At 63.7% G+C, this 25,208-nt stretch carries 26 protein-coding genes, 1 tRNA gene and 1 pseudogene; 10 read left to right on the forward strand and 18 right to left on the reverse strand.

The genetic code is table 11. The annotated features are described in order from the left end of the window. Positions 1–182: 182 nt before the first annotated feature. The 3 genes from ACKVEX_RS07690 (at position 183) to ACKVEX_RS07700 (ending at position 1,554) form a co-directional block, all read left to right on the forward strand. Complete coding sequence (locus ACKVEX_RS07690; protein ID WP_473215126.1) at positions 183–428, forward strand: type II toxin-antitoxin system Phd/YefM family antitoxin; 246 nt, start codon at positions 183–185, stop codon at positions 426–428. Further along, positions 425–850: a type II toxin-antitoxin system VapC family toxin gene (locus ACKVEX_RS07695; protein WP_473215127.1), complete on the forward strand. Its 426-nt coding sequence runs from the start codon at positions 425–427 to the stop codon at positions 848–850. The genes ACKVEX_RS07690 and ACKVEX_RS07695 overlap by 4 nt, the downstream gene beginning before the upstream one ends. Before the next feature lie 278 nt (positions 851–1,128). Further along, positions 1,129–1,554 (forward strand): CBS domain-containing protein, encoded by a 426-nt coding sequence (locus ACKVEX_RS07700; RefSeq protein WP_473215128.1) that lies wholly within the window; start codon positions 1,129–1,131, stop codon positions 1,552–1,554. A gap of 21 nt (positions 1,555–1,575) precedes the next feature. Here the strand turns inward: ACKVEX_RS07700 and ACKVEX_RS07705 are convergent, their stop codons facing one another. After that, positions 1,576–2,013, reverse strand: coding sequence for a YqaA family protein (locus tag ACKVEX_RS07705; RefSeq protein ID WP_473215129.1), 438 nt, complete (start codon positions 2,011–2,013; stop codon positions 1,576–1,578). A 238-nt stretch (positions 2,014–2,251) separates the two neighbouring features. On the opposite strand from ACKVEX_RS07705, the gene ACKVEX_RS07710 reads away from it, so the two are divergent. Next, positions 2,252–2,368 carry a hypothetical protein gene (locus ACKVEX_RS07710; protein ID WP_473215130.1) on the forward strand — a complete coding sequence of 39 codons (117 nt, stop codon included), beginning with the start codon at positions 2,252–2,254 and terminating at the stop codon, positions 2,366–2,368. Between the two features lie 23 nt (positions 2,369–2,391). Further along, entirely contained in the window at positions 2,392–3,888 is a 1,497-nt protein-coding gene (locus ACKVEX_RS07715; protein WP_473215131.1) for a carboxypeptidase M32, read from the forward strand. A gap of 45 nt (positions 3,889–3,933) precedes the next feature. Here ACKVEX_RS07715 and ACKVEX_RS07720 read toward each other — a convergent pair whose 3' ends face one another. Further along, the gene (locus ACKVEX_RS07720; protein ID WP_473215132.1) at positions 3,934–4,134 is read right to left on the reverse strand and encodes a hypothetical protein; all 201 of its coding nucleotides are present in this window, start codon (positions 4,132–4,134) and stop codon (positions 3,934–3,936) included. A gap of 339 nt (positions 4,135–4,473) precedes the next feature. Between ACKVEX_RS07720 and ACKVEX_RS07725 the strand changes: the two genes are divergently transcribed. Continuing rightward, positions 4,474–5,685: a LysM peptidoglycan-binding domain-containing protein gene (locus ACKVEX_RS07725; RefSeq protein ID WP_473215133.1), complete on the forward strand. Its 1,212-nt coding sequence runs from the start codon at positions 4,474–4,476 to the stop codon at positions 5,683–5,685. A gap of 7 nt (positions 5,686–5,692) precedes the next feature. On the opposite strand, the pseudogene ACKVEX_RS07730 reads toward ACKVEX_RS07725, so the two are convergent. The 3 genes and pseudogenes from ACKVEX_RS07730 to ACKVEX_RS07740 all read right to left on the reverse strand — a co-directional run. After that, positions 5,693–5,875 (reverse strand): annotated as a pseudogene (locus ACKVEX_RS07730) (pirin-like C-terminal cupin domain-containing protein); the annotation flags it as partial. Positions 5,876–5,908: 33 nt separating this feature from the next. Continuing rightward, positions 5,909–7,294, reverse strand: a complete 1,386-nt coding sequence (ppnN, locus tag ACKVEX_RS07735) for a nucleotide 5'-monophosphate nucleosidase PpnN (RefSeq protein ID WP_473215134.1) — start codon at positions 7,292–7,294, stop codon at positions 5,909–5,911. Positions 7,295–7,447: 153 nt separating this feature from the next. Then, on the reverse strand, positions 7,448–7,708 hold the full coding sequence (locus ACKVEX_RS07740) for a hypothetical protein (protein WP_473215135.1): 261 nt from the start codon (positions 7,706–7,708) through the stop codon (positions 7,448–7,450). 321 nt (positions 7,709–8,029) lie between these two features. Here ACKVEX_RS07740 and ACKVEX_RS07745 point away from each other — a divergent pair, with 321 nt between their 5' ends. After that, the gene (locus ACKVEX_RS07745; RefSeq protein WP_473215136.1) at positions 8,030–9,721 is read left to right on the forward strand and encodes a hypothetical protein; all 1,692 of its coding nucleotides are present in this window, start codon (positions 8,030–8,032) and stop codon (positions 9,719–9,721) included. Positions 9,722–9,825: 104 nt separating this feature from the next. Here ACKVEX_RS07745 and ACKVEX_RS07750 read toward each other — a convergent pair whose 3' ends face one another. The 9 genes from ACKVEX_RS07750 to ACKVEX_RS07790 form a co-directional block, all read right to left on the reverse strand. Then, on the reverse strand, positions 9,826–10,524 hold the full coding sequence (locus ACKVEX_RS07750; protein WP_473215137.1) for a GntR family transcriptional regulator: 699 nt from the start codon (positions 10,522–10,524) through the stop codon (positions 9,826–9,828). Between the two features lie 139 nt (positions 10,525–10,663). Further along, positions 10,664–12,007: a TRAP transporter large permease gene (locus ACKVEX_RS07755; RefSeq protein ID WP_473215138.1), complete on the reverse strand. Its 1,344-nt coding sequence runs from the start codon at positions 12,005–12,007 to the stop codon at positions 10,664–10,666. Positions 12,008–12,037: 30 nt separating this feature from the next. Then, a complete protein-coding gene (locus ACKVEX_RS07760; RefSeq protein ID WP_473215139.1) occupies positions 12,038–12,562 on the reverse strand; it encodes a TRAP transporter small permease in 525 nt (174 codons plus the stop codon). After that, a complete protein-coding gene (locus ACKVEX_RS07765) occupies positions 12,550–13,617 on the reverse strand; it encodes a C4-dicarboxylate TRAP transporter substrate-binding protein (protein ID WP_473215140.1) in 1,068 nt (355 codons plus the stop codon). Before ACKVEX_RS07765 ends, ACKVEX_RS07760 begins: the two co-directional genes overlap by 13 nt. A 421-nt stretch (positions 13,618–14,038) precedes the next feature. Continuing rightward, on the reverse strand, positions 14,039–14,497 hold the full coding sequence (locus ACKVEX_RS07770) for a DUF4399 domain-containing protein (protein WP_473215141.1): 459 nt from the start codon (positions 14,495–14,497) through the stop codon (positions 14,039–14,041). A gap of 172 nt (positions 14,498–14,669) precedes the next feature. Beyond that, positions 14,670–15,104, reverse strand: coding sequence for a CBS domain-containing protein (locus ACKVEX_RS07775; RefSeq protein ID WP_473215142.1), 435 nt, complete (start codon positions 15,102–15,104; stop codon positions 14,670–14,672). A 199-nt stretch (positions 15,105–15,303) separates the two neighbouring features. After that, positions 15,304–16,782, reverse strand: a complete 1,479-nt coding sequence (locus tag ACKVEX_RS07780; RefSeq protein ID WP_473215143.1) for an aldehyde dehydrogenase — start codon at positions 16,780–16,782, stop codon at positions 15,304–15,306. 37 nt (positions 16,783–16,819) lie between these two features. Beyond that, positions 16,820–16,972 (reverse strand): hypothetical protein, encoded by a 153-nt coding sequence (locus ACKVEX_RS07785; RefSeq protein ID WP_473215144.1) that lies wholly within the window; start codon positions 16,970–16,972, stop codon positions 16,820–16,822. After that, on the reverse strand, positions 16,973–17,203 hold the full coding sequence (locus tag ACKVEX_RS07790; protein ID WP_473215145.1) for a PIN domain-containing protein: 231 nt from the start codon (positions 17,201–17,203) through the stop codon (positions 16,973–16,975). It abuts the gene before it with no gap. 375 nt (positions 17,204–17,578) lie between these two features. Here ACKVEX_RS07790 and ilvD point away from each other — a divergent pair, with 375 nt between their 5' ends. Then, positions 17,579–19,261, forward strand: coding sequence for a dihydroxy-acid dehydratase (gene ilvD / locus ACKVEX_RS07795; RefSeq protein WP_473215146.1), 1,683 nt, complete (start codon positions 17,579–17,581; stop codon positions 19,259–19,261). 178 nt (positions 19,262–19,439) lie between these two features. Then, on the forward strand, positions 19,440–19,787 hold the full coding sequence (locus tag ACKVEX_RS07800) for an endonuclease/exonuclease/phosphatase family protein (RefSeq protein ID WP_473215147.1): 348 nt from the start codon (positions 19,440–19,442) through the stop codon (positions 19,785–19,787). A 492-nt stretch (positions 19,788–20,279) separates the two neighbouring features. On the opposite strand, the gene ACKVEX_RS07805 is transcribed toward ACKVEX_RS07800, so the two are convergent. Further along, positions 20,280–20,690, reverse strand: a complete 411-nt coding sequence (locus ACKVEX_RS07805; RefSeq protein WP_473215148.1) for a DUF4332 domain-containing protein — start codon at positions 20,688–20,690, stop codon at positions 20,280–20,282. A 362-nt stretch (positions 20,691–21,052) separates the two neighbouring features. Beyond that, a tRNA-Arg gene (locus tag ACKVEX_RS07810) sits at positions 21,053–21,129 on the reverse strand. A 148-nt stretch (positions 21,130–21,277) separates the two neighbouring features. Between ACKVEX_RS07810 and ACKVEX_RS07815 the strand changes: the two genes are divergently transcribed. Next, positions 21,278–21,736 (forward strand): c-type cytochrome, encoded by a 459-nt coding sequence (locus ACKVEX_RS07815; RefSeq protein ID WP_473215149.1) that lies wholly within the window; start codon positions 21,278–21,280, stop codon positions 21,734–21,736. Between the two features lie 112 nt (positions 21,737–21,848). Here the strand turns inward: ACKVEX_RS07815 and ACKVEX_RS07820 are convergent, their stop codons facing one another. Further along, positions 21,849–23,840 carry a UvrD-helicase domain-containing protein gene (locus ACKVEX_RS07820; protein WP_473215150.1) on the reverse strand — a complete coding sequence of 664 codons (1,992 nt, stop codon included), beginning with the start codon at positions 23,838–23,840 and terminating at the stop codon, positions 21,849–21,851. A 77-nt stretch (positions 23,841–23,917) separates the two neighbouring features. Then, positions 23,918–25,180: a D-amino acid dehydrogenase gene (locus ACKVEX_RS07825; protein ID WP_473215151.1), complete on the reverse strand. Its 1,263-nt coding sequence runs from the start codon at positions 25,178–25,180 to the stop codon at positions 23,918–23,920. Positions 25,181–25,208 lie beyond the last annotated feature (28 nt).

Genomic DNA, 25,208 nt, shown 5'->3' on the forward strand with positions numbered 1-25,208 from the left:
GAGGTCCGGCGACAATTGGGTCGTATCAATGCGTACCGGGGGCTCTCAGCCCTTGAGCGGTCCCTGCACCACTGGTGCGCCGTTGGCGAACGAATTGGAGGCCAGCGCCATGCTGACAGAACGCCGTTCTTGATTCCTTCTCAACTGGTCTATAGACTGGTCTATATCGACCGGAGAACATCATGAACCTTGAAATCGGCTCGTATGAGGCCAAAACGAAACTCCCGGAGTTGCTCCGCGGCGTGCAGGCGGGCAAACGCTACACGATCACCCTGCGTGGCGAGCCGATTGCCGATCTGGTGCCGGCCGAAGGCACCAAACAAGCGGATCTCGTGGCGGCCGTCGAGGCAATGCGTCAGTTCATGCGCGCAGCGCCGCCCGTCACGGGTATCGATCTCAAGGCGCTGATCAACGAGGGGCGGGCATGAGCTTCGTGCTCGACAACTCGGTAGCGATGTGCTGGCTGCTGGTTGATGGAAAGCCTGCTGACGTGGCTTACGCCGAAACCGTGCTGGGCGCACTGCGTGAACGGCAGGCGCTGGTCCCTTCTCTGTGGGCTCTGGAGGCTTCCAGTGTCATCGCCAGAGCTGAGGCCAAAGGGCTTCTTACCGAGGCCCGATCACAGGCGTTCGTCTTCCTCCTGGAGCGGCTGAATATCGCGACGGATACGGCCACGGCGGCGCACGCCCTGAGCGACACCCTGCACCTGGCGCGCCGTTACAAGCTGCCGGCCTACGACGCGGCGTACCTGGAATTGGCTCTGCGAACCGGCTCACCGCTTGCAACGCTGGACGCAGATCTCAAGAAAGCGGCGAAGGCCGCGGGGGTCAAACCGTTCGTCCCTGATTGACCCGCGGAGAGTCGGCACCCAGCCCATTGCCAGTCCAACGCCAAGGCTGCTGGCGAACACAGCAAGCGCCTCGTGCGGTTGGATCGGCAGCCACATGCCGGCACTCGCGTGTCCCGCCGGGAAGCAGTACCCTGCCTGCCAGCCTTGCGGTACCGCGTCGAGCAGGCGCAGGAGCGGGCAGGGGCCGCCGTACCCGAACCCCGCTGGGTGCCTGTTCTGCCGGATCGTTCCGGCCTAGAATGTGGATGAATCCCTGCACAAGCCTGACGGAGCCCCTCATGACCAACCGGACAATATCCTTCATCGTCAAGGACCAGAACCCGCTGGTGCTGCGTCCCACTGACACCGTGAAGCACGCCTGCGAATCCATGTACGAACGGCGGGTCGGCGCAGTGCTGGTCGTGGACGGCCACAGGAAGCTGCGCGGCATCTTCACCGGACGCGACGTGGTGCGGGTGATGGCGAGCAATCCCGCCGGCGGCGAGACCCTGCTGAAGGACGTGATGACCCAGGCGCCCGACACGATACTGGCCGGCAGCACGGCAATCGAGGCCCTGCGCGCGATGGGCGACGGCGGCTACCGCCACCTGCCGGTGCTGGACGCCGACGGCAAGGTGCTCGGCATCGTGTCCCGCAGCGACTTCAAGGGCCTGGAACTCGACAAGTTCGAGGACGAAGTCAGCCTGTGGGAACGGATCTGCTGAAGACAGCGAAACCCGGGCGCATCAGCCGAGCACGCCCTGCGTCAGCGCGGCCAGCACGAGGTAGCGCCCGGCCTTCGCGACGGTCACGATGAGCACGAAGCTCCACAAGGGTTCGCGCATCACGCCCGCGATTACCGTGAGCGGGTCGCCGATGATCGGCATCCAGCTCAGCAACAGCGACCACCTGCCGTAGCGGTGGTAGTTCGCCTGGGCCTTTTCGAGGCGCTCGGGCCGCACCGGAAACCACGGCCGGTCGCGCCAGTGTTCGAGGTAGAGCCCGAGCAGCCAGTTCACCACCGATCCGAGCACGTTGCCGGCGGTGGCCACCACGATCAACGCCCACGGCGGATGCGCGCCATTGACCAGCAGGCCGACCAGCACCGCCTCGGACTGCAGCGGCAGCAGCGTGGCCGCGCCGAACGCGGACAGGAACAGGGCGACATAGGCTGCAGAGATCATCGGGGAAGGCTCGTGACGGTCATGCACGGACTGCGCCGTGCGGGATTGGTTCGGATCCGGGGCTGCGCTGCCGCCGGCGTTCGCACAATCGTACGCCTGGCGCCCGTCATTCTTGGCGGACGCGCGCTTTCGGGCCATCATCGGGCAGAAGCCCGCTGAGGGCGGATTTCAGCGAAAGGCGCCGCCGACGAACGCATGCGGCCGGCCGCCGACGACCAGCAACCGACGGGAGGCGACGATGATCATTGGCGTGCCGCGAGAGATCAAGGTGCATGAATACCGCGTGGGGCTCACGCCGGCCAGCGTGCGCGAGGCGGTGGCGCACGGTCACCATGTCGTCTTTTGCAATCACTGACCCCGACCGCCCGGAAGACACCCATGCCCACATCGCCCGCCTACGCCGAACTGGTGTCCGTTCATGCCCGGCTGTATCGACTCGAGCATGTCGAATCGATGCTGTCGTGGGACCGCAGCACGATGATGCCGCCTGGCGGCAGCGCCGCGCGGGCTGCGGCGGATGCGGAGCTACGCAGTCTGATCCACGGCATGCGGCGCGCCCCGCGGCTTGCCGAGTTGATCCAGCGCGCCGAGGACGAGCCGCTCGACCCGTTCGAACGTGCGAACCTGCGCGAGATCCGACGCGACTGGCGCGACGCCAACGCGCTGCCCGAAACGCTGGTGGCCGCCATGTCCTTGGCCGCCGCGCGCTGCGAACACGCCTGGCGCAGTCAGCGCCCCGCCAATGACTGGGCGGGTTTTCTGGACAACTTCCGCGAGGTGGTGCATTTCGCGCGGGAGGAGGCGCTGCGCCTGGCCGATGCGACCGGACTCGCCCCTTACGACACGCTGGTCGACCGGTACGAACTGGGCATGACCGGTGCGTTGCTCGACCGTCTGTTCGGTGCGCTGCAGGCCTGGTTGCCGGACCTGATCACGCGTGCGCAGCAGGTGCGGCGTGACGAGGCCGTCGTCGTTCCCGCAGGGCCGTTTCCGGTCGACACTCAACGTGCGCTGGGCCGCGCGGTGATGGACGTGTTCGGTTTCGACTTCGACGCCGGACGGCTCGACGAAAGCACCCATCCGTTCACCGGCGGCGTGCCGGAAGACGTGCGGGTCACGACCCGCTATCGCGACGATGACTTCCTGTCCGCGCTGTACGCGACGATTCACGAGACCGGCCACGCGCGCTACGCCCAGGGCCTGCCGCGGGCGTGGCTGGGCCAGCCGGTGGGGCGGCCGCGCTCGTACGCGATCCACGAGAGCCAGAGCCTGTTCCTGGAGATGCAGGTAGGGCGTAGCCGCGCCTTTGCCGAGGTGCTGGCGCCGATGCTGCGCACTCACCTGGGCAAACGGGCCGGATTCGATGCCGACAACCTGTACCGGTTGCTGACGCGGGTCGCCCCCGGGAAGATCCGGGTGTCGGCCGACGAACTGACCTACCCCGCACACGTCATGGTGCGCTACCGGGTCGAGCGCGCGCTGATTTCGGGCGAGATCGAGGCCGAGGACATCCCGGCACAATGGGACGAGGGCATGATGACGCTGCTCGGCGTCGATACCCGCGGCGACTACCGTGACGGCTGCATGCAGGATGTGCACTGGCCAGGAGGTGCGTTCGGCTACTTCCCGACCTACACGCTGGGCGCGATGTATGCCGCGCAATGGGCCGCCACGCTGCGATGCGCGGTACCGGACGTGGATGCACGCATCGCTACAGGCGACCTGCACCCGCTGTTCGACTGGCTCGGCACGAACGTCTGGTCGCAGGCCAGTCGCTGGGAGACGCGCGAACTGGCGCGGCAGGCGAGCGGATCGAACCTCGATCCGGCCCATTTCCGCACGCATCTGGAGGCACGCTACGGCGGCACGCCGTGACGCACCATGACGCGCGACGACGTCAGGCGCCGCGCGCCGATCCGGTCATTCGATGCGGGTCGGATGGTGCCGTTTCAGGATCTCGACGACCCCCGCTTCGATCGCCTCCGGGACCATGACTTTCAACTGCGTCTTTTCGTCGTCGCGATACAGCTCTTCGCTCGGCAAACCGTCGGCGACCAGTTCATTGACCGCGTTGGTCAGGGCTTGTGCGTTGTCGTAGGTTGCGGTGATGGTCTTGCTCATGGAATCCTCCTGTGCGTCGATCGTCGATGGAAGAACGCGCAGCCGCCTCCCCTCTGACTTTAGTTTGCATGTTGCCGGTTTTCAATCGCGGTCCGGCCAGACCCGGATGCGCGGTCATTTAAAACCGGAACGTTCCATCCGGTTCAATGGGTCTAGACTGGCACGCTAGCGGCGACCGAAACACTGCCCCCGATCCTGGGAAATGGCAATTCGTCGCCGAGATGCTTTAATGGAAATTCAGCCAAGACGTATGGACGCTCGAAGTTCGAGCACGCACGGGCGCAGCCAGACCACCGGGTCCGAACAGCCCGCCCGCCAGCAATGAAAGGGGAGAATCAGATGGTGCCGGGCAAACTCGAAACAACACCGATTACGACACGCTCACGACCCGCACGAAATCCGATCGCGATCGGGTTGGCCGTGTTGCTGACGCTGTCCTTGCACACGGTTGCACTGGCGGATACGCATCAGGCGGCGCCGGCGGGCGCGATGCAGGCCGATGATGCGGTGAAGGCACTGGATCAGCAGCTCACCGCAGCCCAGGAAGCCACGCGTGCGGCCGAACTGCAACGCGACGAGGCCCTAGCGCAGGTGATTGCCGAGCGGCGCACGCGCGAGGAGGCCGCGGCGGCCCTCGCGGCGCGCGAGGCCGAACTCGCAGAGGCCGGCAGGACGGCCGCCGCGAGCGCAGACGAGCTCGCTCAGTTGCGCGGGGCGCTGGAGGCGGCGCAGGCCCGCGTTACCGAAGCCGATGCCGCGTACGCGGCACTCGAAGCCGAACTGGCCAGCGCACGCAGCGCTGCCAGCGCCAGCGAGTCGGAACTGGAACGCCTGCGCACGCAACTGGTCGGCGCCGAGTCGGCCCGCGACGAAGCGACCGCGATGCTCGCCACGCGCGACGCCGAACTCGCCGAGGCGCGCACGGCCGCCGCCACCGGCGCGGAGGAGCTGGACCGGTTGCGTTCTTCGCTCGACGCGGCCATGTCGGAGCGCGACGCGGCGCGGTCGGAACTCGACTCGGCGAGCAAGCTGCTGGCCGAGGCCGAGGCGGGTCGCCAGGCGCTCACCGACCAGCTGGCCGCGGCCGCGCGCGACGCCCAGGCGCTTGCTGCACGCGCAGACGCCGCGACCGCGGAAATTGAGTCACAGCGGGTGGCACTGTCGTCTCTGCAGGCCGAGCTCGAAGATGTGCGCACGCGGCTCGCGCCGGACGAGGGCGGGACGGCATCGGTGGAGGCGGCGCGGGTCGCCGCCGCCGAGGCGACGGCAATCTACGTGGAGCTCGCGCAGCGCTACCGTCGCAACGTGACGCCGGAGCAACGGATGGAGCTGGAGGAAGCCGCAAAGGAACAGGCCGCCGCCCAGACCTTCGTCGCACGCATCACCGGGGCCCGAGGCCTCTACTTGGTCCGCCCGCTGGACACGCTGGCCATCATCGCGACGCGATTCTATGGCGACAGCGCGCTGTGGCCGCGACTGCACGATGCGAACCGCCATGTACTCGGAAACCCTGACCACGTGGAGACCGGCCTGACGCTTGTGGTGCCCTGAGCAGCGCTCATTCGGGCAACGGGATGAATTCGATGTCGTCGCCCGGAACCTTGGGAAAGCGCCCTTCCTCCCAGTCGCGCCTGGCCTGTTCGATGCGGCCCTTGCGGCTCGCGACGAAATTCCAGTCGATGAAGCGCGAGCCGAGGTGTGCGCCGCCGATGACCGCGATGCGCGATTCCTCGGTCGCGTCGACGACGACGCCCGGCGCTGTTCGCCGGTTCGCTCACGCCGTGTCGGTGACGACCTTGTAGCAGGGACGATAGGCGCTGCCGGCCAGTTTCATCCGGCCCTGCTCGACGAACGACGACAGCAGCACGTCCATCGGGCCCATGATCGCCGGGTCGCCGAGGATCTCGAACAGGCCGTGTTTCTCAATCGACAGGATGCCCTCGTTCTTGACGTTGCCGGCGACGACCCCGGAGAAGGCGCGACGCAGGTTCGCGGCCAGCAGATGGGCCGGCTGCTTGCGGTGCAGGCTGAGCTTGCGCATGTTCTGGTGCGTGGGCCGGAAGGGTTTCTGGAAGTCGTGGTCGATGCGCAGCAGCCAGTTGAAATAGTAGGCGTCTCCGGTGTCCTTGCGATGGGCGCGCACGTCCGCGATGCCGGCCTGGATCTCGCGCGCGACCGCCACCGGGTCGTCGATGATGATCTTGTACAGTCGCTGGGCCTCGGCCCCCAGGGTCTGGCCGATGAAACCGTCGATCCGCCGGAAATACGCCTCGGCACTGCCGGGCCCGGTGAACACCAGCGGAAACGGCACGCCCGCGTTGTCGGGATGCAGCAGGATGCCGAGCACGTACAGGATTTCCTCGGCCGTGCCGACGCCGCCCGGAAACACGACGAAGCCATGACCGGCGCGAACGAAACCTTCGAGGCGCTTCTCGACATCCGGGAAGATCACCAGCTCATTGACGATGGGGTTGGGCGCCTCGGCCGCAATGATGCCCGGCTCGGTGAAACCGAGATAGCGTGCATGGGCCAGCCGCTGCTTGGCATGACCGATCGTGGCGCCCTTCATCGGTCCCTTCATCGCCCCCGGGCCGCAACCGGTGCACACGTCCAGACCGCGCAGCCCCAGCTGGTATCCGACCCGCTTGGTGTAGTCGTACTCCTCGCGACTGATCGAATGCCCGCCCCAGCAAACGACCATGTTCGGATGGTCGATCGGCTGCACGACGCCAGCGTTGCGCAGAATGTGGAAGACCGCGTCGGTGATGCCCTCGGAGCTGCCCAGGTCGAAGCGCGCACCCGTGCTGCCGCCGATCTCCTGGCTGGCATAGATCACGTCGCGCAACACCGTGAACAGGTGTTCCTGGATGCCGCGGATCATCACGCCATCGACGAAGGCGCTGGCCGGTGCGCCCCGGATGTCGAGCTTGATGCCGCGCGAGCGCTGCACGATGTCGATCTCGAAGGAGCGGTAGCGCTGCAACAGTTCCCGACCGTCATCGAGCTCGTTGCCGCAGTTGAGCACCGCCAGCGAACAATTGCGGAAGAGCTCGTGCAGGCCGCCCTGGCCGTGATCGGACAAGGCGAGCGCCTCGGCGCGGGACAGCACCTCCATGCGTCCGACCGGAGAGATCTGCGCATCGACGACTTCAGAGTCCATATTGGGGTTCTTCATGCTTGAGTAAAGTGGTCAGCCCTGTTGATCATCATTTGGACCCGAACCACCGCCGGTCGTTGTGGTCCTTGCGATCGCCTAGCCTCACCGCGACGCCGCGCAGTGCAGTGGGCCACGAAGGGTATCGGAGATCGGCCTTCAGCGCGACTTGTGCGCGCGCGGCTTGTGTTCCCGCGGCCTGGGTTGCTTGTACTTTCTGAATATCTCGCGCACGTCCCGCTGCGCCCGCTCCAGCGTGCACAAGCCGGGATCGTCATCATGCAGCGTGAAGAAGTCGTCCGCCTGCGCACGCATCACCAGCTGGATCGCCGCATCTTCCTCCATCGTGTAGATTTCGGTGAGCAGGGTCGCGACCTCGTCGAGATAGGCCTCGTAGGTCATGTGTTCGGCTTGGGGCATGGTCATTCGCTCGATGGACGATCGGTGGCAGGGTGCTGCGGACTGCGATTGTGCCACCGTGACCGGGCCGAATGCGCAACTGTGCGTGTCATCGGCCATTCGATGTCGAAGCGGTCGGACGAGTTCTGCGGCGATGTTCGTCCCCTTGCACTCAAATCGGTTGGCATCAATGCCGCGGGGAAGCCTGCGGCCTCAAAAAGGCGACCCGTCATTGCGTGCAAAACTTACTATATACGGGCCGATTAAAGAACACATGCTTGACGCAGATCCATTTCTGCATGCAATCTAGAGCCACCCTTGACGAAATGGAGAGAACGTAAAATGCTCAACTCTCACTCCTCGGCTACCCTTCGCTCTGAAGATGTCCAGTCGCTGCGTTCGCCCCCTTCCGGCCTGCCCGTTCATCCGCAACCACCGCTGCTAGGCTCCCGACCCCCGCGGTGCCCGCCATTCGTAGAAGTAAGCAGCGTCGATCAACTGCTGCCCTACCTCGAGCATGTCGCACAACGCCCATACAACCACGGACTCAACGCGTGCTGGGATCTAAAACCCGGTGAGCGTGTACTGCTGCGGGTGGACAACTGGCACAGCGAACTGACGATACAGGCGTGCCAGCGCATCCTTGAGAAATACCAGATCAAGTACGACATTCAGAAGATCGATCGTGGTCCGGTGCCGCAGTGGGTGGGTTCGGACGAGGTAGAGTACTACTTGTTCCGGACCAAGGAACTGGCCGAATGGATGGACATGTGGGAAGAGGAGGAGAAGAAGCAGAAGTACGACAAGATCTTGATGGGTTATGGTGGCCCGGTTCTGGCCGAACGCTTCATTAAGATCCAGCGCATGCCCTTCATCACGCCCGAGATTCTCGCCTCGCCGGCGCATGCGATGCCGATCGAGGTCATCAATGCGATGGACGCGTGGGCCTGGGAGCGGATCCGAAGTGCACGCCGGGTCCGGATCACGGATCCGGAAGGCACGGATATGTCGTTTACGAACCACGACGAGTACTGGGATGCGAAGCGCGAGTTCTACAACCCGGAACTGACCGCCAACACCTGGCGCGGCAACGAACACTTTGGCAAGACCTACCTGCCCGGACATATCACCGGGCGCCCGTGGATGTTTCACCCGACCAAGGAAGACGGCTGCGGTGTCATCGCCGGCACGACAAACCACATCGCGCCCTGCGACTGGACGCAGCTGATCGTTGAGAACTCAAAGATCACCAGAATCAATGCCGGCGGGGCCTTCGGCGACAAACTGCGCGAGGTCATGGAGCTCACCAGAGACTCACAGTATCCCGGCTTTCCGGACAAGGGAATCATGCACTGGTGGGAAGCGTCGATTGGAACGAATCCCCACATTCACCGCCCGCGCAAAGATTTCCCGTCCGGCTTTGTAAACTGTCTTTATGAACGTGTGCGTTCCGGCGTCATCCACATGGGTTTCGGAACCATCATCTCGTCCATGACCGAACGTGAAGCGGCGCGCATGGGCCTGTTGGTAGGCCATTGGCATCTGCACCTCTACTTCCCGACCTATACGGTGGAACGCTCGGGCGACAACGAGAACGTCATCGAGAACGGTCGTCTGCTGGCGCTGGACGATCCGGCCATCCGCAAACTGTGCTCGAAGTATGGCGACCCCGACCTGTGGCTGGACGAGAGCTGGAATCCTGCGGTTCCTGGAATAAATATGCCAGGCGGATACTGGGAGCATTATGCGAAGGATCCGCTCCACTGGGTCAAGACCGAGCTGGAAGTGTGTCGCAACTACCATCCGATGTTCATGCGGATGGTGGGCGCCGACAACAAGTATTGTCAGGGTGAAGGCGCTCGCTGGTGGAAGGGCGGCTGCTGCGAACACAGTGGCGTGCACGCCCCGGTGCTTCCCGGCAACTGCTGCGACACCGAAGCAGCGACAGAGCCAGGAAGCGGCTGCTGTCACGCACCGGACGCCGAAGCCAAGGCGCACCGTGACGAGGTCTGGAATCCCCTTGCGGGTGTCTGACCGAGCCATGCCCGGCGTCCGAGCGGCGACCTCGTCCGGGCGCTGCGCACCTACGCTGACTTTTCGATCATCGACCGGCCGCGCAGAACGGGCTTCCGGCAGCCCTAGCCCGATAACAGGCCGATCTGTTGAGCCAGCGCACGCTTGTTCTCGCGACTTCGCCGGGCATGCTCTCGCATCAGCGCTTCGGCACGGGCTCCCTCGCGACGGACCAGTGCAGTCATCAGGTCTTCATGATCGCTTTGCGCCCGCTCCAGAAACGACAAGGCCAGCATCGGGTGAGCGCCGCTCAGGCCGAGAGCGCCCGCTGCAGCCAGCGGCATCTTGATCACATACTCGAGTGTGGCGCGAAGCACGTCGCTGCCCGCGGAATCGACCAGAATCCGGTGAAAGCGCGCATTCATGTCGGCCCACCGGGCGGTATCCAGCGACGCATCGCCATCGCTGGCTGCCCCGAGGATCGATCGACCCTCTTCGATGCATCCGATCAGTCGCGCATGGGCCTCATCGCTTAAACCGGCCTCCGCGACCATTCTTGCGGCGAGACCCTCGAGCGCACCGCGAACATCGACCGCCTCGGCCACTTGATCCAGCGTCACACGGCGGACCTGGAACCCGCGTTTTCCGACGCGCTCGACCAGTCCTTCCGTTTCGAGTTCGCCCAGCGCCAGGCGCAGCGGGGTCCTCGAAACGCCGAGCTCTGGGGCAAACTCAAGTTCCCGAATACGCTGACCAGGCTCCAGTTCTCCGCTCAGTATCCGGCGCCGCAACTCGGTCGCCACCTGCTCGATCAGTGAACTCATCGTGATTCCGAAGCAATATCCAAGTAAGGGTTGGCCTGATCCGGCCAACAACGCGCCGAGGACGCTCACGCCGTGATTCACCCGGATCGGAGTACGCAAAATCTTAACATGCCAGCGGCGACCCCTTTATAAGTCAATGTCATCCGGACATTGACGGGATCAGCAGCGAGATCTGCGGGAAAAGCAGGATTGCCGCGAGCACGACGAAATCCAGGATCAGGAACCAGCCTATACCTCGAAACACATGCTCCAGACGTACCTCGCGTGGCGAAACCGACTTGATCACGAACACGTTCAGTCCGACCGGCGGGGTAATCAGGCCGATCTCGAGCAGCTTGATGACCACGACGCCGAACCAGATCAGATTCAGGCCATAGCCATCGACGATGGGAATTACGAAGGGGAGCGTGAGCACCAGAATTCCGATCGAATCGAGAAACATCCCGAGAACGATGTATAGCAGCACGAGGGCCAGAATCACGACGACGATCGATGCGCCCGTGCCCTGAACCCAGTCCAGCAGTCTGGGCGCGATGCGTGTCAGCGACGCGAATGACACGAAGATCTTCGCGCCGAGCGCGATCATAAAGATCATCGCGGTCTGCCGGGCAGTCTCGCTGAAGGCCGCGTAAAGATGCTTGAGACTGAGCCTGCGGCGCATGAATCCGATCAGAATCGCAACAGTAAGGCTCACCCCTGCAGCCTCCGTCGGGGTGAAGAGTCCGAAGAATAGGCCTCCGACAATGATTACGAGCAGCAACAGAGTCGGCCAAAGGCCCACAACCGCGCGAAGATGGTCGGCACGACTGTAGCTTTCGTCGGCCATTGGGGCATCCTGGGGCCGCAAGCGCACCCACACCCATGTCGTGACGAGATAGGACAGCAAGGACAGCAGGCCCGGAAGAATGCCGGCGAGAAAAAGCCACTTGACCGACTGCTCCGTGAAGATCGCATAGATCACGAACAGCAGGCTGGGTGGCACAAGCGAACCCAGCGTGCCGCCAGCTGCAACCGCCGCGGACGCTAGCCTCGGGTCGTAGCCAAAGCGCAGCATCTCGGGGACGGTGATACGCCCCATGGCAGCTGCGCAGGCTACGCTGGAACCCGAAACTGCGGAGAACCCGCCGCATCCCATGATCGACGCCATCGCAAGGCCGCCGGGCATCCTTGCCAGCCAGATCCGCAGCGACTGATAGAGGTCAGTCGTAATTCCGGCATGATAGGCCACGTGTCCGAGACCGATGAACAGCGGAATCATGCTCAGAGGGTAGTTATGGACGAAATCGAACGCTGTTGTTCCGATCACCGAGAGGGTCGGCGTCAGTCCGCGATCCGAATCAAAGCTTGCTCCCGGCCTCCACGAGAAGAACAGAAACAGACCCACGGTTGCGACACCACCCAGGGCATACGCGATCGGCACGCGCAGCACGAGCAGCATGACGACTGCGCTCAAGGCCAGCCCAACGAGGAGATTGGGGTCCATCTGCGAGCCTTTACCGAAGACGAGCTTCTTCTAGGATTGCGCTTTCCGGCGGGACATGGCGCCGTTCAGGTCGATCAGCAGCATCACGACAAGCCGCAGGACGAATGCGGCGGCACCCAGCGCGAACACTGCGTGACCGATCCACATCGGTATGTCCAGTGCGCCGTAATAGTATTCACCGGTGGCCAGGGAGCGCATCAGCAATCGGCTGCTCGCCCACAACAATACGCCCCCGAAAACCAGGCCCACCACATGTCCGACCGCGGCTAGCAGTCGCTGCGAACGCTCGCCTGCCCGTTGCGTGAACACTGTGACTGCGATCTGCTCGCGCATCGCGGTGAGCACGGCGAGCGGGAACAGGATGACCAACACCATCATCTCCTGGACCAACAGCACGCTGTCGGGAATCAGGGGTTGGCCGAGCAGTCGCGACAGCACGCTCACCGTGACGAGCACGCACAACATTGCCACCGCCGCGGTCGCAATCTGTGCCAGAAGCCCCTCGGCCCAAGTGGCCCGAGCGGGCTTCAGTTCGTCTGCACTCAGCGGGTCCATGGATAGCCGTTGCCGTCCAGCTCCTTCGCATGGACGGTAATATATGCGAGATAGGCATCGAGTATCGCTCGACCGTCCAGGCCATCCGCATTGGCTTGTTCGACCCATTTCTGCACGTGATGCTGACCGGCTTCGAGCAACCCGCGCCGCTCGTCTTCCGGAAGCACCTTCACGGAAACGGCATTTCCGTCTATGCCCTGCTCCATCGCGGCCTTGTCCGTGTCGCTGCTTTCCTGCAGCGCATGCGAGAAGCGGTCGATGAACTCGCTCCCAAGTTCGTGAATGGTCGCCTTGTGCGCGTCACTGAGGCGATCATAGGCAAGCTTGCTCATGAACACGCCGAAGGACAGGTTCTGCCCCCAATCGAGCGCAAGCACATGAGGCGCAACCTCGTATTGCCGATAGGCGCGAATCGAGTAGTAGTAATTCTGGTTGCAGTCGACCAGGCCGCTATCGAGCGCCTGATAGACGTCCGCCTGCGACATGCGTTCGATCTGGGCCCCCAGATCCGCCAGCGCATCGCCGTACGGTCCCGACGCTCGAATGCGCAAGCCGCGGATGTCCGCGAGACTCTGGATTTCCTGACGACATACGAGTTGAATCGGGCCGGTGGAAAAATTCGTGATGTACACGACGCCGGCGCGTTCAAACTCAAGCTGAAGCGCCGGATGCTCTCTCGCGAGATCGTAGATCGCGCGCTGCCCCACCCAGATATCGGAGTTCTCGACCGGGAGATCACCAATGTTATAACCACGCAGCTCGCGGGGGTGTGCGAAGCCAATCACGGTTCCCGCATCAGCCACCCCGGATCCGAGACCCTCGAGCGTGGCCCGCATACCGAGCAAGGATCCTCCCCAGTGAAACTCGAACTCCACCTCACCACCGGTGCGCGCCTTGGCTTCATCGGCGAACCACTGCAGTACTTCGGCACGCGTGCCTCGGTTGGGTCCGTAATCCGAGAACCTAAGGGTTTCGGCCACGACGTGCGTCGCCATCAGCGCAGTGGTCGCAAGGATTGCCGTCAAAGCAGATTTTTGCACGATTCTTCTGATCATTATTCGTCTCCTACTCCTTTGAGCTGAGGGGGCCACATGTCCCATGCAAAAAAGTGCAGTGCCCGGAAGTCACGATATTGATCCACCTGCAGCAAAACATCGCCGGATCCGCACATCTTCATTTATTGCATGCAAACAAGTTCTTTTTCTCGAATGTATCACAGCCGAGATCGTTGTAAAGACGATTATGCATGCAATCTATCGCATGCGCTGCACTTGATGATGAGCATTAACGGCGGCGGTCGCCGAGCGGCTTGAGGAAGAAACGAGTCGTGACAGGATTTGGAATACCCGAATGATCGATGCGCACGGACTCACGCCGTCGATTCGGGCACGCGGGATATGCAGGTCGGGTCCGCCCCCCGCCGGTTCGAGCCGAGCCTCGGGCCGACCGGCGCCGGCAGGACGGCCCGGTTTGCGACTACTGGGTCACGGTGATCGTGATCCTGTCGCTCATGAGCGGCGGATCATGCGGGATGTGGTTCTTGTCGCCGAGAAGCAACTGCAATGTATGCGTGCCGGCGGGCAATTCGAGCGTGGTCTCGGTCTGACCGCCGCCGAAATGGCGGAACTGGTCGGTCGCAGCCAGCGGCGCATCCATCGGAGGCAGTTCGGTCACATTGACCAGGATGTGGTGATGGCCGGTCTTGTCCATGTCGACGCCGGCCGGCGCCACACCGATGCCCCGCAGGCCCATGACGACCTTCACCGGACCGGCGATCGTCGCACCGTCGCTGGGCTCGATGAAGTAGACGCTCGCGCCTTCCGGCGCAGGTGTTCGAGGCACCTCGGCGAAGGCCGATGCCACGAGCAAGGCCGTCGCAACGGCCGCCGTACCGAATCGAAGCAAAGAAGAGCTGCGGCTACGCAATGTCGTCATGATTTGTCTCCTGTTGGATGATCGGAGTCACCGGTGGTATTCCCGGCGCTCGCCGCGACCCGGGCGCGCGGTGCTGACGCCTCCGGGTCGCAAGCCCTTTTATCCGACTTATTCAGTCGGGTATTTGAAACATAGTCGGCTCATCCGCCTGGGTCAAGCAGCGACCGACGCATCAGAGTATGGTCGTGATCTCTTCGCGCAGCACCAGTTCCTCGCTGAACGCAAGGGCGTCGAGGGATAGCGCGTCGCGCGCGGTGACGATACCGACCGGAATCCGTCCGCCGGTGACGATCGGGATATGACGGACCTGGTTCTCGTACATCATGTGCAACGCGTGGCCGAACGGACGCTCCTCGGTGAGCGTCATCGGGTCGACGGTCATGACCTCGGACACCGGCGTGGCGTCCGGATCCAGGCCGGCGGCGAGCACCCTGAAGGTCGCGTCGCGCTCGGTGAAGATCCCGGCCAGGACACCGTCAGTGGTGATCAGCGCCCCGCTGCAACGCTGCTCGGCCATCATGCGGGTCACCGCACGCACCTGCGTCGAGGCATCGACGCACACGAACGGGCGGCCGTTCAGGATTTCCTTGATCGGATGGGCTGGCATGCTGGTCTCCTGCGCTCGTTCACCGGGACGCCTCGTGCCAAGGGCTCCGCCCGGACCGGCCTGCGCCAATACCCGGACGCCATTAGTACGAGAGTATGCGTTGAATTGTAGCCTGAGCATCTGACACTGTATGCAAAAATGATTTTTTACAAAGATGGTGCGGCCTGGTCGATGCGTCCGCCCCGCGCGCCCCGTTCGCTCAACCCAGAACAAACGGATTCGCGATTTCCTTGTTCGTATTGATCCAGATGCTCTTGACCTGCAGATACTCCTTGATCATTTCCTGTCCGTTCTCGCGCCCGATGCCCGAACGCTTGTAGCCGCCAAACGGGGACATGTAGCTGACCACGCGGTACGCATTCACCCACACCGTGCCGGCACGAATCCGTTTGGTCATCTTCAGCGCACGCCCGATGTCCGAGGTCCAAACCCCGGCCGCCAAGCCGTACAGCACGTCGTTCGCGATCTCGATCGCCTCTTCCTCGTCCTTGAAGCGGATGATGGACAGGACCGGACCGAATACTTCCTCCTGCGCGATGCGCATGTCGTTGCGCACACCGGTGAAGATCGTCGGCTCGACGAACCAGCCGTCGCCGCACTCGGGGCCGCTTCCCGGCTTGCCGCCGAGCACGCAGGTGGCCCCCTCCTGCTTCGCGATGTCGATGTAGGACAGGATCTTCTGGTACTGCGGCTGGGTGGTCACCGGACCGACCTGAGTGATCATGTCCATCGGGTCGCCCATCCGGGCGGTGCCGGCAAGCGCGACGAGTTTCTCGACGAACGCGTCATGAATGCTGTCCTGAAGCAACAGCCTCGACCCGGCCAGGCAGGTCTGCCCGGTCGCCGCGAAAATGCCCGACACCGCCCCCTTCACCGCGTTGTCGATGTCCGCGTCGGCAAAAACGATGTTCGGCGACTTGCCCCCGAGTTCGAGCGACACGTGCTTGAGACCGCGTGCCGCGGCCTGATAGACCGCGACACCGCCCGCCTCCCCACCGGTAAATGCGACCCTCGCCACCTTGGGATGCTCAACCAGCGCGGAGCCGACTTCGGCGCCGTAGCCGGTGACCACGTTGAATACACCCTTCGGAAAACCAGCTTCTTCCACGAGCTTCGCGAATTCCAGCATCGACGCGGACGTGAACTCCGAAGGCTTGACGACGACGGTGTTGCCGGCCGCCAGGGCAGGTGCGATCTTCCAGCTTGCCAGCAGCAACGGCGAGTTCCACGGCGTGATGATGGTGACCACGCCCAGCGGTTCGTACTGGGTGAAGTTGAACATGCCCGGCTTGTCCGATGGAATGGTCGCTCCCTCGACCTTGTCCGCCAAGCCACCGAAGTAGTAATACCACTCCGGCATGTAGCGCATCTGCCCGAGCATCTCCGCCTTGAGCTTGCCGTTGTCGGTGACCTCGACGTCCGCGAGATGCTCGGCCTCCCGCGCGATCAGGTCGCCGAGTTTCCTCAGCAGCGCGCCGCGCGCACTGGGGGTCATGTCGGCCCACGCACCGCGATCGTAGGCCGCATAGGCGGCATTCACCGCTGCGCTCGCGTCCTCGGTCGTGCCCCGCGGGATCAGGGCCCAAGGCTGACCGGTAAACGGGTTCTGGGATTCGATGTACCCGCCGGAAGATGGACCCTTCCATTCGGCACCGATATACATCTGGTATTTTTTCATCGTCGCTCCTGTCTGGGAGTGATTGTCCGAGCCTTCATCATTGCGGGTAGCCGCCCGGTCTGAGCGGCAGCGCCGAAGGCCTCGAGGAGGTGCGCAGCTCGATCATGTCGTCTTGGCCGCGCAGACGAGGCTCGAAGCCGAGTCCGGCGATCTTGATCGGACCCATGCGCCACTGCGCTGCGGTCGTCACTCATCCTTGCAAGGCTTCACTTGGAAGGTGGTGAAAGGCCGCCGCCTCGTTGAGACGACGGTCGAGACTGGCCAGGCGTGCCCCGGTTCTGTGCGCAACGGCCAGATGCAGGGCGTCTCCGGTGCGCAGCGCCAGCGGCGAATCGATGAACACCGCCGCGGTGCGAAAATCGGCCGAACTTCGCACCGCGGAGATCGAGCCGGCCGATTTCCGCACCGCGGCGGTGTTCATCGGTTCAACTCGCGACAACATGGTCAACTAGACCCGTATATTCGCACTCGTTGACCACCGAGTAAACGGTTGCTGCGCCCGGTTTCAGCCAACCAGCCTGATCGGCGTTAGTCGCTAATGAAAACAGCCACCGCACAAAGGCGCTGGTCGCCGTTTCTCGCCAGGGGATCAATGACTCCGACCCCATTGATCCAGGTCGCACGAGGTCGTGTTTCAACGGAACCTTGAACGATTGATGGCTGATAATGGTCAGGGCGATATGAATGCGACCGCATCCCGACGATCCGGTTGCGAAGAGGTGCGGAACCAGAGCTACGCGTCGTCTGGTCCGCGCAAGATGCCCGAGGATTCGGGCGACCACCTGAGCCTATCACGATGACAAAAATCACCGAAAACATGCGCAAGTACTCCTCGAAAGTGGTCGATGGCGTCGAGGCCGCCCCGGCGCGTTCCATGCTGCGCGCAGTCGGCTTCACCGACGAGGACTTCAACAAGCCGCAGATCGGCATCGCCTCGACCTGGGCCAACGTCACGCCGTGCAACATGCACATCGACAAACTCGCAGAGGAGGCTGAGAAGGGCGCCAACGCCGCGGGAGGCAAGGCGGTGATCTTCAATACGATCACCATCTCCGACGGCATCGCCAACGGCACCGAGGGCATGAAGTATTCGCTGGTGTCGCGCGAAGTCATCGCGGACTCGATCGAAACCGTGGTCGGCTGCGAAGGCTTCGACGGGCTGGTCGCCGTGGGGGGGTGCGACAAGAACATGCCCGGCTGCCTGATCGGCATGGCTCGCCTCAACCGCCCATCGATCTTCGTCTACGGTGGCACCATCCGGCCGGGCAGCGGGCACACCGACATCATCTCGGTGTTCGAGTCGGTCGGCCGGCACGCCTCGGGGGAGTTCAGCCTGGCGCAGGTCAAGCATGTCGAGGAGACGGCCATTCCCGGACCGGGCTCGTGCGGCGGAATGTACACCGCCAACACCATGGCCTCGGCCATCGAAGCCCTGGGCATGTCCCTGCCGGGGTCTTCGGCGCAGGACGCGATCTCGACCGACAAGGGTGCGGACGCTTTTCGCGCTGGTCAGCAGGTGCTGGAACTGCTCGCCCGCGACATCAAGCCGCGCGACATCATGACCCGCAAGGCCTTCGAAAACGCGATCCGCGTCATCATCGCACTGGCCGGCTCGACCAATGGCGTATTGCATCTGCTGGGCATGGCGCACGCCGTCGGCGTGGAACTGACGCTGGACGATTTCACCGAGATCGGCAAGACGACCGCGGTGCTCGCCGATCTGCGCCCGAGCGGCCGCTACATGATGTCCGAGCTGATCGCGATTGGCGGCATACAGCCGCTGATGAAGCGCATGCTGGATGCCGGGATGTTGCACGGCGACACGCTGACCGTCACCGGCAAGACACTCGCCGAGAATCTGGCCGACGTTCCCGATTATCCCGCTGACCAGGACATCATTCGCCCGTTCGACAACCCGATCAAGAAGGATTCGCACCTGGTCATCCTGCGCGGCAACCTGGCACCCACCGGCGCGGTCGCCAAGATCACCGGCAAGGAAGGGCTGCGGTTCTCGGGCCGCGCGCGCGTCTATCACGGCGAGGAAGCGGCGCTGGCCGGCATCCTCGGCGGCGAGGTCGTCGCCGGTGACGTCATCGTGATCCGCTACGAGGGGCCGAAGGGGGGCCCGGGCATGCGCGAGATGCTCTCGCCGACTTCCGCGGTGATGGGCAAGGGGCTTGGCAAGGAGGTCGCACTCATCACCGACGGGCGCTTCTCCGGCGGTTCGCACGGTTTCGTGGTGGGACACATCACCCCGGAGGCCTTCGAGGCCGGCCCGATCGCGTTGATCGAGAACGGCGATGCCATCACCATCGATGCCGAGACCCGCGAAATCATCCTCGACGTGCCCGAGGCCCAACTCGCCGAGCGCCGGGCACGCTGGACCCAGCCGAAGCCGCTCTACACGCGCGGGGTGCTGGCCAAATACGCGAAACTGGTTTCGAGCGCGTCGGAAGGGGCCGTCACCGACAAGCAATGATTTCCTGCCGACGGTGTATCGCTACATCGCACTGAACCCAGTGCGCGCCAACTTGGTGAGCCGGTCTTCGGCGTCTATGCCAAAGTGAGCGCCGGCGGCGGAATCGAGGCCGGTGCCAGTGTCAGCTCCCCACGAGGCAGCGGCCGCTTGCGCGACTGCTCCGACTGCAGCGGTCGCTATGACGCAAAGCTTCACCGTCGTGAGTGCGAACCTTCACCTCGGACGGAAGGATCTGGATGCCCTGCACCGTTGGGTCGATAGCATCAGTGCGGACGTTTTTGTGCTCCAGGAGGTCAATGGAGAGGCGGCAGAAACCATCAAACAGTGGCAGGACTATCCCTACCAGCTCGTGACCCCAGAAGAAGGGCCATTCGGTCTTGCGGTGCTGTCCCGACATCCGCTCGGAGATACCGAAGCACTCGAATCCATTGAGCAGCCGCTTCGCCATCGGACCTTCGTCGGCTGGCAGGACAAACAGATCGCGCTCTCGGCCATCCATCCCATGCCGCCGATCAGTCCGCTGTAACACGAGCGGCGAGCTCAGATGCTCGCAGATGAAGCCCGCTGGGCGCGTTCGGTCGAGGTTCCCGCCATCGTCGCGGGTGATCTCAACGCAAGTCCGTAGTCATCGGCCATGCGGCCAGTCGCTGCCAACGGGCTGAATCGTGCAACCACACTGGCGCCGACATGGTGCTCCCCGTGATTCCGATCGATCACGTTCTGACGAGCACCGGGTGGCAACTGGTCAAATCAGGGGTGGGACCGGACATCAGCTCGGACCACCGGCCGGTGTATGCGGTGTTGAGACTGGGTGAGTCATGAACGAGTTGGAACGCCGAGGCAAGCGCTGACAATCAGCGCTCTTAGTCTGGGGCTGAGGGTCTCGTCAATGACCATTGTCGGCCAACTGCTGGCTGCCATCCGCCTGCTGAGCGGCGAACGCAAACTTGCACCGGCGGCGGTGTCGCTCTGATTCATGCCGCCAGCCGGCAGCGACGTGATCGGAAAGTAAGAACGCTCAGTATTCGAGCATGCGCGGCAATTCCTTGGCCTGCGCGATCCATTTGGTCACTTCGGTTTCCGTCGGCACACGGCGGGTCAGCTTCTTCTGCTCGTTCACTTCTGCCATCGCGGTCGTCAGGTTGGCTGCATTGCGCCGGGCCAGCTCAGGCACCGTGTCAACGCCGGCAGCTTCGAGCAATTCGGCGTACTCGGAGCCAACACCGTTGATCCGGTAAAGGTCCACCATGTTGGCGAACTTCAGCACCAGCTTGTCGGTCAAGCCGGCCTTTTCCGCCAGATCCTTGCGCTGCTTTGGCGTGCGGGCGTTTTCGAGCAGACCGTCTGTATCCTTGACGCCAGCGCTACGCAGCTTTTCGCCGGTGACCGGACCAATGCCTTCAACATCCTCGATTTTTTTGTTTGCCATTCTGTGACTTCCGTCTGGTTAAAAATGGAAGGCGCAGTTTAAGGCAAATAACTAAGCCATAGGTAATGCTATATATCTTTTTGGCATAACTTTGGAGAAAATTCGACCAAGTTTCCAGGGGGCAGCCGCTGACATCAAACGACCAGCCTGAGAATTGCCGAGCGGGCCACGACAACCTGAAGCAAGGAAAGGACTACGAGGTTTTTTCCGATGCTGGAAACAACCCCCCAAGGTGGCCGCCCATAACAAAAAACCGACACAAGGCCGGTTCTCTGCTCTTGAACCTAGGTCTAAACCCGAAACTCTGTTTCCGTACTCATTCCGTACGACTCAGAGTAACTTAACCTAAGTCCTTGATTATATGGCGCGCCCGGCGCGATTCGAACGCACGACCCCTGCCTTCGGAGGGCAGTACTCTATCCAGCTGAGCTACGGGCGCGGGGGCTTGACAGCCGGATACGGATGTATCCGACACAAGGCGCGAAAGGATATACCGGAATTATCTGCAAGTCTATGCACTGCGGCACAAAAAGGTTTTTGTGACGTTATAATCGTGATTCCGCTCCGGCCAGTCAAAAGGATCAAGCATGTCGAAAACCCGTGTTCAGCCTGCCGCCCGGCGGCACTCCAGCTTTGTGCTTCCTGTTGTCGGTCTGCTCGCGGCCGCGGTCATGGCCGGCTGCGGCAGGGCGCCCGAGGTCGATGTCGAGCGCACCGCGAGCCTTATCCAGCCGGTCGCGCGAATCGAGCTCCAGCGGGTGCAGGTGGCCGCGGGCAACCGGACCGGTTCGGAGATCTACCAGGCCCTGTGTACCAGCTGCCATGCGGCAGGCCTGCTCGCAGCGCCGAAGACCGGCGACGCCGCGGACTGGGCCGACCGCATCGCGCAGGGCTTCGACGCGATGGTGACGTCGGCCATCAACGGCAAGGGTGCGATGCCTGCACGGGGTGGCGGCGCCGACCTGACCGACACCGAGGTCGCGCGTGCGGTGGCCTATCTGCTGAACACCGCGGGTGGGGACTTCACCGAACCGCCGGTCGAATAAACACGACGCCCGATGCTGCATTGATCGAGAAGGGTGGCTGTTGGTCACCCTTCCCGTTTTCCGGACACACGGCAGCTACCGGGGTGCGCATCTTCGGCCCGTCCCACGCGCATCAGGACTTGCCGCGCGCCTCGAGCATCGCCCACAGGTTGGCCGCCCGGGCACGCCCATCCTCGCGGGAGACCGGCTGGTTGGACTTGCGGTCGTGGATCTTCACGTCCTCGCCCATCTCCTCGATGAAGCGCGACGGCTCGCACACGCGGCTGTCCTTGCCCGCCTTGCGCCGTTCGCACCATGTGATGTTGAGCGTGCGCTGCGCGCGCGTGATGCCGACATACATCAGGCGTCGTTCCTCGTCGAGTCTGTCCTCGTCGATGCTGGACTGGTGCGGCAGCAGACCTTCCTCCACGCCGATCATGAACACGTGCTTGAACTCCAGGCCCTTGGACGCATGCAGCGTCGCGAGTTGCACGCCGTCGAAATCCGGATCTTCCTTGTCCAGCATCGAGATCAGCGCAATGGTCTGCGTGAGTTCGATCAGGTTCTTGCCGTCCTCCTCGCCCTTGCGCCCGAGCCAGCCGACGAAGTCGCGCACGTTGTTCCACTTGGACTCGGCCTCGCGTGGGTCGAGGTGCTCGAACAGCCACGCCTCATAGCGGATCGCCGCGAGCAGGTCTTCGAGCAGTTGCGCGGCCGGTTCGCGCGGCGCCCGGTACTGCAGCCGGTTGATGAAGCCGGCGAAGGCCTGCACCAGTTCGAGCTGATGCGGCTTGAGATGCTGGACCACGCCCTCCTCGAAGCATGCGGCGAACAGACTGACATGGCGCCGGCCGGCGTAGCTGCCCAGCGCCTCCAGCGTGGCGGCGCCTATACCGCGGCGAGGCATCGTGATCGCGCGGATGAAGGCGAGATCGTCGTCCTCGTTGACCATCAAGCGCAGATAGGCGATCAGGTCGCGAATCTCGGCCTTGTCGAAGAAGGACTGGCCGCCCGACAGCACATACGGGATCTTCTGATTGCGCAAGTGTTGCTCGACGATCCGGGCCTGATGGTTGCCACGGTACAGGATCGCGTAGTCGGAAAAGCGGGTGCGCTGCTCGAACCTGTGCGCCGAGATCTTCATCGCGATCGACTCGGCCTCGTGCTCGGCGTCGCGGCAGGCGGTCACCACGATCTGCTCGCCGGCACCGTGCTCGGACCACAGGCGCTTGTCGAACAGTTTCTCGTTGTTCGCGATCAGCGTATTGGCCGCATGCAGGATGCGCGCCGACGAGCGGTAGTTCTGCTCCAGCTTGATGACTTTCAGTTCCGGATAGTCCTGCTTGAGCAGCTTCAGGTTCTCGACGTCCGCGCCGCGCCAGGCGTAGATCGCCTGATCGTCATCGCCGACCGCGGTGAAGGCGCCGCGCACGCCGGCGAGCAGGCGCAGCAGCCGGTATTGCGCGCGGTTGGTGTCCTGGTATTCGTCGATCAGCAGATAACGCAGCCGGTTCTGCCATCGCTCGCGCACTTCCGGGTGTTCATCCAACAGCCGCACCGGCAACGAGATCAGGTCGTCGAAGTCCACCGCCTGGTAGGCCCGCAGCGTGCGCTCGTACTCCTTGTACAGGACGGCGGCCGAGCTGGACAGTTCGTTCTCCGCAAGTTGCGCCGCCTCCTCCGGCGTGATCATCGCGTTCTTCCACGACGATATCTGCCACTGCATCTGCTTGGCGATGCCCTTGTCGGCATCACCGGCGATGTCGGCGACGATCTGCACCGTGTCGGACGCGTCCAGGATCGAGAACTGCGGCTTCAGCCCGCAATGTGCCGCCTCCTGACGGATGATGCGCACGCCCAGCGCGTGGAAGGTGCATACGGTCAACCCCTTGGGCGCCCGCCCGCCCATCAGCCCGGCGACCCGCTCCTGCATCTCCCGGGCCGCCTTGTTGGTGAAGGTGATCGCGGCGATGTTGTTCGGATTGATGCCGCACTGGTCGATCAGCCACGCGATCTTGTGCGTGATGACCCGCGTCTTGCCGCTGCCGGCACCCGCAAGCACCAGGCTGGGTCCGTCCAGATAGCGGATCGCCTCGCGTTGCGGTGGGTTGAGATGGGCAGACATGCGGGCGGCGGCCGGACCTGGGTGAAGGCTGGGGGAGGCACAGTGTACCCGAGCGGGCATGCCCCGGCACCCGGTCTTCAGGTCTCGCCGTAGCCCCTCAACTCGACCGCCGGCGTGTCGCCGGAGATCAGATCGCCGAGCGCCGCACCCGAACCGCAGGCCATGGTCCAGCCCAGTGTGCCGTGCCCGGTATTGAGCCACAGGTTCGGGTAGCGCGATCGACCGACGAAGGGCACGCTGGACGGAGTGACCGGCCTGAGGCCGCACCACAGGGCCGGTTCGGCCGATGGTCTGAGCTGCGGAAACAGTGCGTGGGTTCGACGCAGCAGGGCCTCCGAGCGCGAAGGGTTCGGTCGCAGGTCGTAGCCACAGAACTCGGCGGTCCCGGCCACGCGCAGACGGTTCCCGAGCCGGGAGAACACCAGCTTGTGCGCATCGTCGGTCATGCTCGTGACCGGGGCGACGCTGTCCTCGGACAGCGGGATCGTGGCCGAGTAGCCCTTGGCCGGATAGACCGGCAGCCGAATGCCGAGGGGGCGCAGCAGCAGCGGACTGTAGCTGCCCATGGCGACGACGAAGCCGTCGGCGACCTCGGTGTCACCCTGCAGCGTCGTGATCGATGTGATCCGCCCGCCGCTCTCGTTGATTGCGCTCACGGTCGTGCCATAGCGGAACTGCACGCCGCGCAGTCGACAGCGCTCGGCGAGTTGGGTCGTGAACGCCCGGGCGTCGCCCGATTCGTCCGCAGCGGTGAAGTCCCCGCCCACCAGCTGGCCGCGAATCGCCGACAGGGCCGGCTCGATCGCGACGCATTCGTCGGCCGAGACCACGCGACGGTCGCAGCCCAGCTCGCGCAGCGTCGCAACCGCGTCGACCGCATGGCGATATTCGTCCGCATCGGTATAGATGTGCAAGATGCCGCGTTCCAGCTGATCGTAGGCCAGCGGTTCGCCGTCGCTCGCCAGGCGGGCGCGCAGGCGCTTGAGCTCCTGTTCGCTGTACAGCGCCAGCTCGACGATGCGACGGATGTTGGTCCGCGTACGTGACGGCAGGCACTCGCGCAGAAAACCGGCCGTCCATGCCAGCAGCGCCGGGTCGGGACGCAGTCGGAACAAGAGCGGCGCGTCTTCGCGGCCCAGCCAGCGCAACGCCTTCAGCGGTGTGCGCGGATTGGCCCACGGTTCCGCATGCGAGACCGAGATCTGCCCGCCGTTGGCAAAGCTGGTTTCCAGGGCCGGGCCGGGTTGCCGGTCGAAAACGACCACATCATGACCCTTGCCGGAAAGGTACCAGGCAGTGGTCACTCCGACCACGCCGCCACCCATAATTGCGATCTTCATTCGGACATCCTATCCAGTCCGGCAAGAA

The organism is Denitraticella aggregata, assembly GCF_048158365.1.
GTDB lineage: Bacteria > Pseudomonadota > Gammaproteobacteria > Burkholderiales > Rhodocyclaceae > Azoarcus_F.

Bases quoted from the DNA above. Each gene is read 5' to 3' on its own strand.
- ACKVEX_RS07690 (WP_473215126.1), top strand. From the start codon at position 183: ATGAACCTTGAAATCGGCTCGTATGAGGCCAAAACGAAACTCCCGGAG.
- ACKVEX_RS07695 (WP_473215127.1), top strand. From the start codon at position 425: ATGAGCTTCGTGCTCGACAACTCGGTAGCGATGTGCTGGCTGCTGGTT.
- ACKVEX_RS07700 (WP_473215128.1), top strand. From the start codon at position 1,129: ATGACCAACCGGACAATATCCTTCATCGTCAAGGACCAGAACCCGCTG.
- ACKVEX_RS07705 (WP_473215129.1), bottom strand. From the start codon at position 2,013: ATGATCTCTGCAGCCTATGTCGCCCTGTTCCTGTCCGCGTTCGGCGCG.
- ACKVEX_RS07710 (WP_473215130.1), top strand. From the start codon at position 2,252: ATGATCATTGGCGTGCCGCGAGAGATCAAGGTGCATGAATACCGCGTG.
- ACKVEX_RS07715 (WP_473215131.1), top strand. From the start codon at position 2,392: ATGCCCACATCGCCCGCCTACGCCGAACTGGTGTCCGTTCATGCCCGG.
- ACKVEX_RS07720 (WP_473215132.1), bottom strand. From the start codon at position 4,134: ATGAGCAAGACCATCACCGCAACCTACGACAACGCACAAGCCCTGACC.
- ACKVEX_RS07725 (WP_473215133.1), top strand. From the start codon at position 4,474: ATGGTGCCGGGCAAACTCGAAACAACACCGATTACGACACGCTCACGA.
- ppnN (WP_473215134.1), bottom strand. From the start codon at position 7,294: ATGGACTCTGAAGTCGTCGATGCGCAGATCTCTCCGGTCGGACGCATG.
- ACKVEX_RS07740 (WP_473215135.1), bottom strand. From the start codon at position 7,708: ATGCCCCAAGCCGAACACATGACCTACGAGGCCTATCTCGACGAGGTC.
- ACKVEX_RS07745 (WP_473215136.1), top strand. From the start codon at position 8,030: ATGCTCAACTCTCACTCCTCGGCTACCCTTCGCTCTGAAGATGTCCAG.
- ACKVEX_RS07750 (WP_473215137.1), bottom strand. From the start codon at position 10,524: ATGAGTTCACTGATCGAGCAGGTGGCGACCGAGTTGCGGCGCCGGATA.
- ACKVEX_RS07755 (WP_473215138.1), bottom strand. From the start codon at position 12,007: ATGGACCCCAATCTCCTCGTTGGGCTGGCCTTGAGCGCAGTCGTCATG.
- ACKVEX_RS07760 (WP_473215139.1), bottom strand. From the start codon at position 12,562: ATGGACCCGCTGAGTGCAGACGAACTGAAGCCCGCTCGGGCCACTTGG.
- ACKVEX_RS07765 (WP_473215140.1), bottom strand. From the start codon at position 13,617: ATGATCAGAAGAATCGTGCAAAAATCTGCTTTGACGGCAATCCTTGCG.
- ACKVEX_RS07770 (WP_473215141.1), bottom strand. From the start codon at position 14,497: ATGACGACATTGCGTAGCCGCAGCTCTTCTTTGCTTCGATTCGGTACG.
- ACKVEX_RS07775 (WP_473215142.1), bottom strand. From the start codon at position 15,104: ATGCCAGCCCATCCGATCAAGGAAATCCTGAACGGCCGCCCGTTCGTG.
- ACKVEX_RS07780 (WP_473215143.1), bottom strand. From the start codon at position 16,782: ATGAAAAAATACCAGATGTATATCGGTGCCGAATGGAAGGGTCCATCT.
- ACKVEX_RS07790 (WP_473215145.1), bottom strand. From the start codon at position 17,203: ATGAACACCGCCGCGGTGCGGAAATCGGCCGGCTCGATCTCCGCGGTG.
- ilvD (WP_473215146.1), top strand. From the start codon at position 17,579: ATGACAAAAATCACCGAAAACATGCGCAAGTACTCCTCGAAAGTGGTC.
- ACKVEX_RS07800 (WP_473215147.1), top strand. From the start codon at position 19,440: ATGACGCAAAGCTTCACCGTCGTGAGTGCGAACCTTCACCTCGGACGG.
- ACKVEX_RS07805 (WP_473215148.1), bottom strand. From the start codon at position 20,690: ATGGCAAACAAAAAAATCGAGGATGTTGAAGGCATTGGTCCGGTCACC.
- ACKVEX_RS07815 (WP_473215149.1), top strand. From the start codon at position 21,278: ATGTCGAAAACCCGTGTTCAGCCTGCCGCCCGGCGGCACTCCAGCTTT.
- ACKVEX_RS07820 (WP_473215150.1), bottom strand. From the start codon at position 23,840: ATGTCTGCCCATCTCAACCCACCGCAACGCGAGGCGATCCGCTATCTG.
- ACKVEX_RS07825 (WP_473215151.1), bottom strand. From the start codon at position 25,180: ATGAAGATCGCAATTATGGGTGGCGGCGTGGTCGGAGTGACCACTGCC.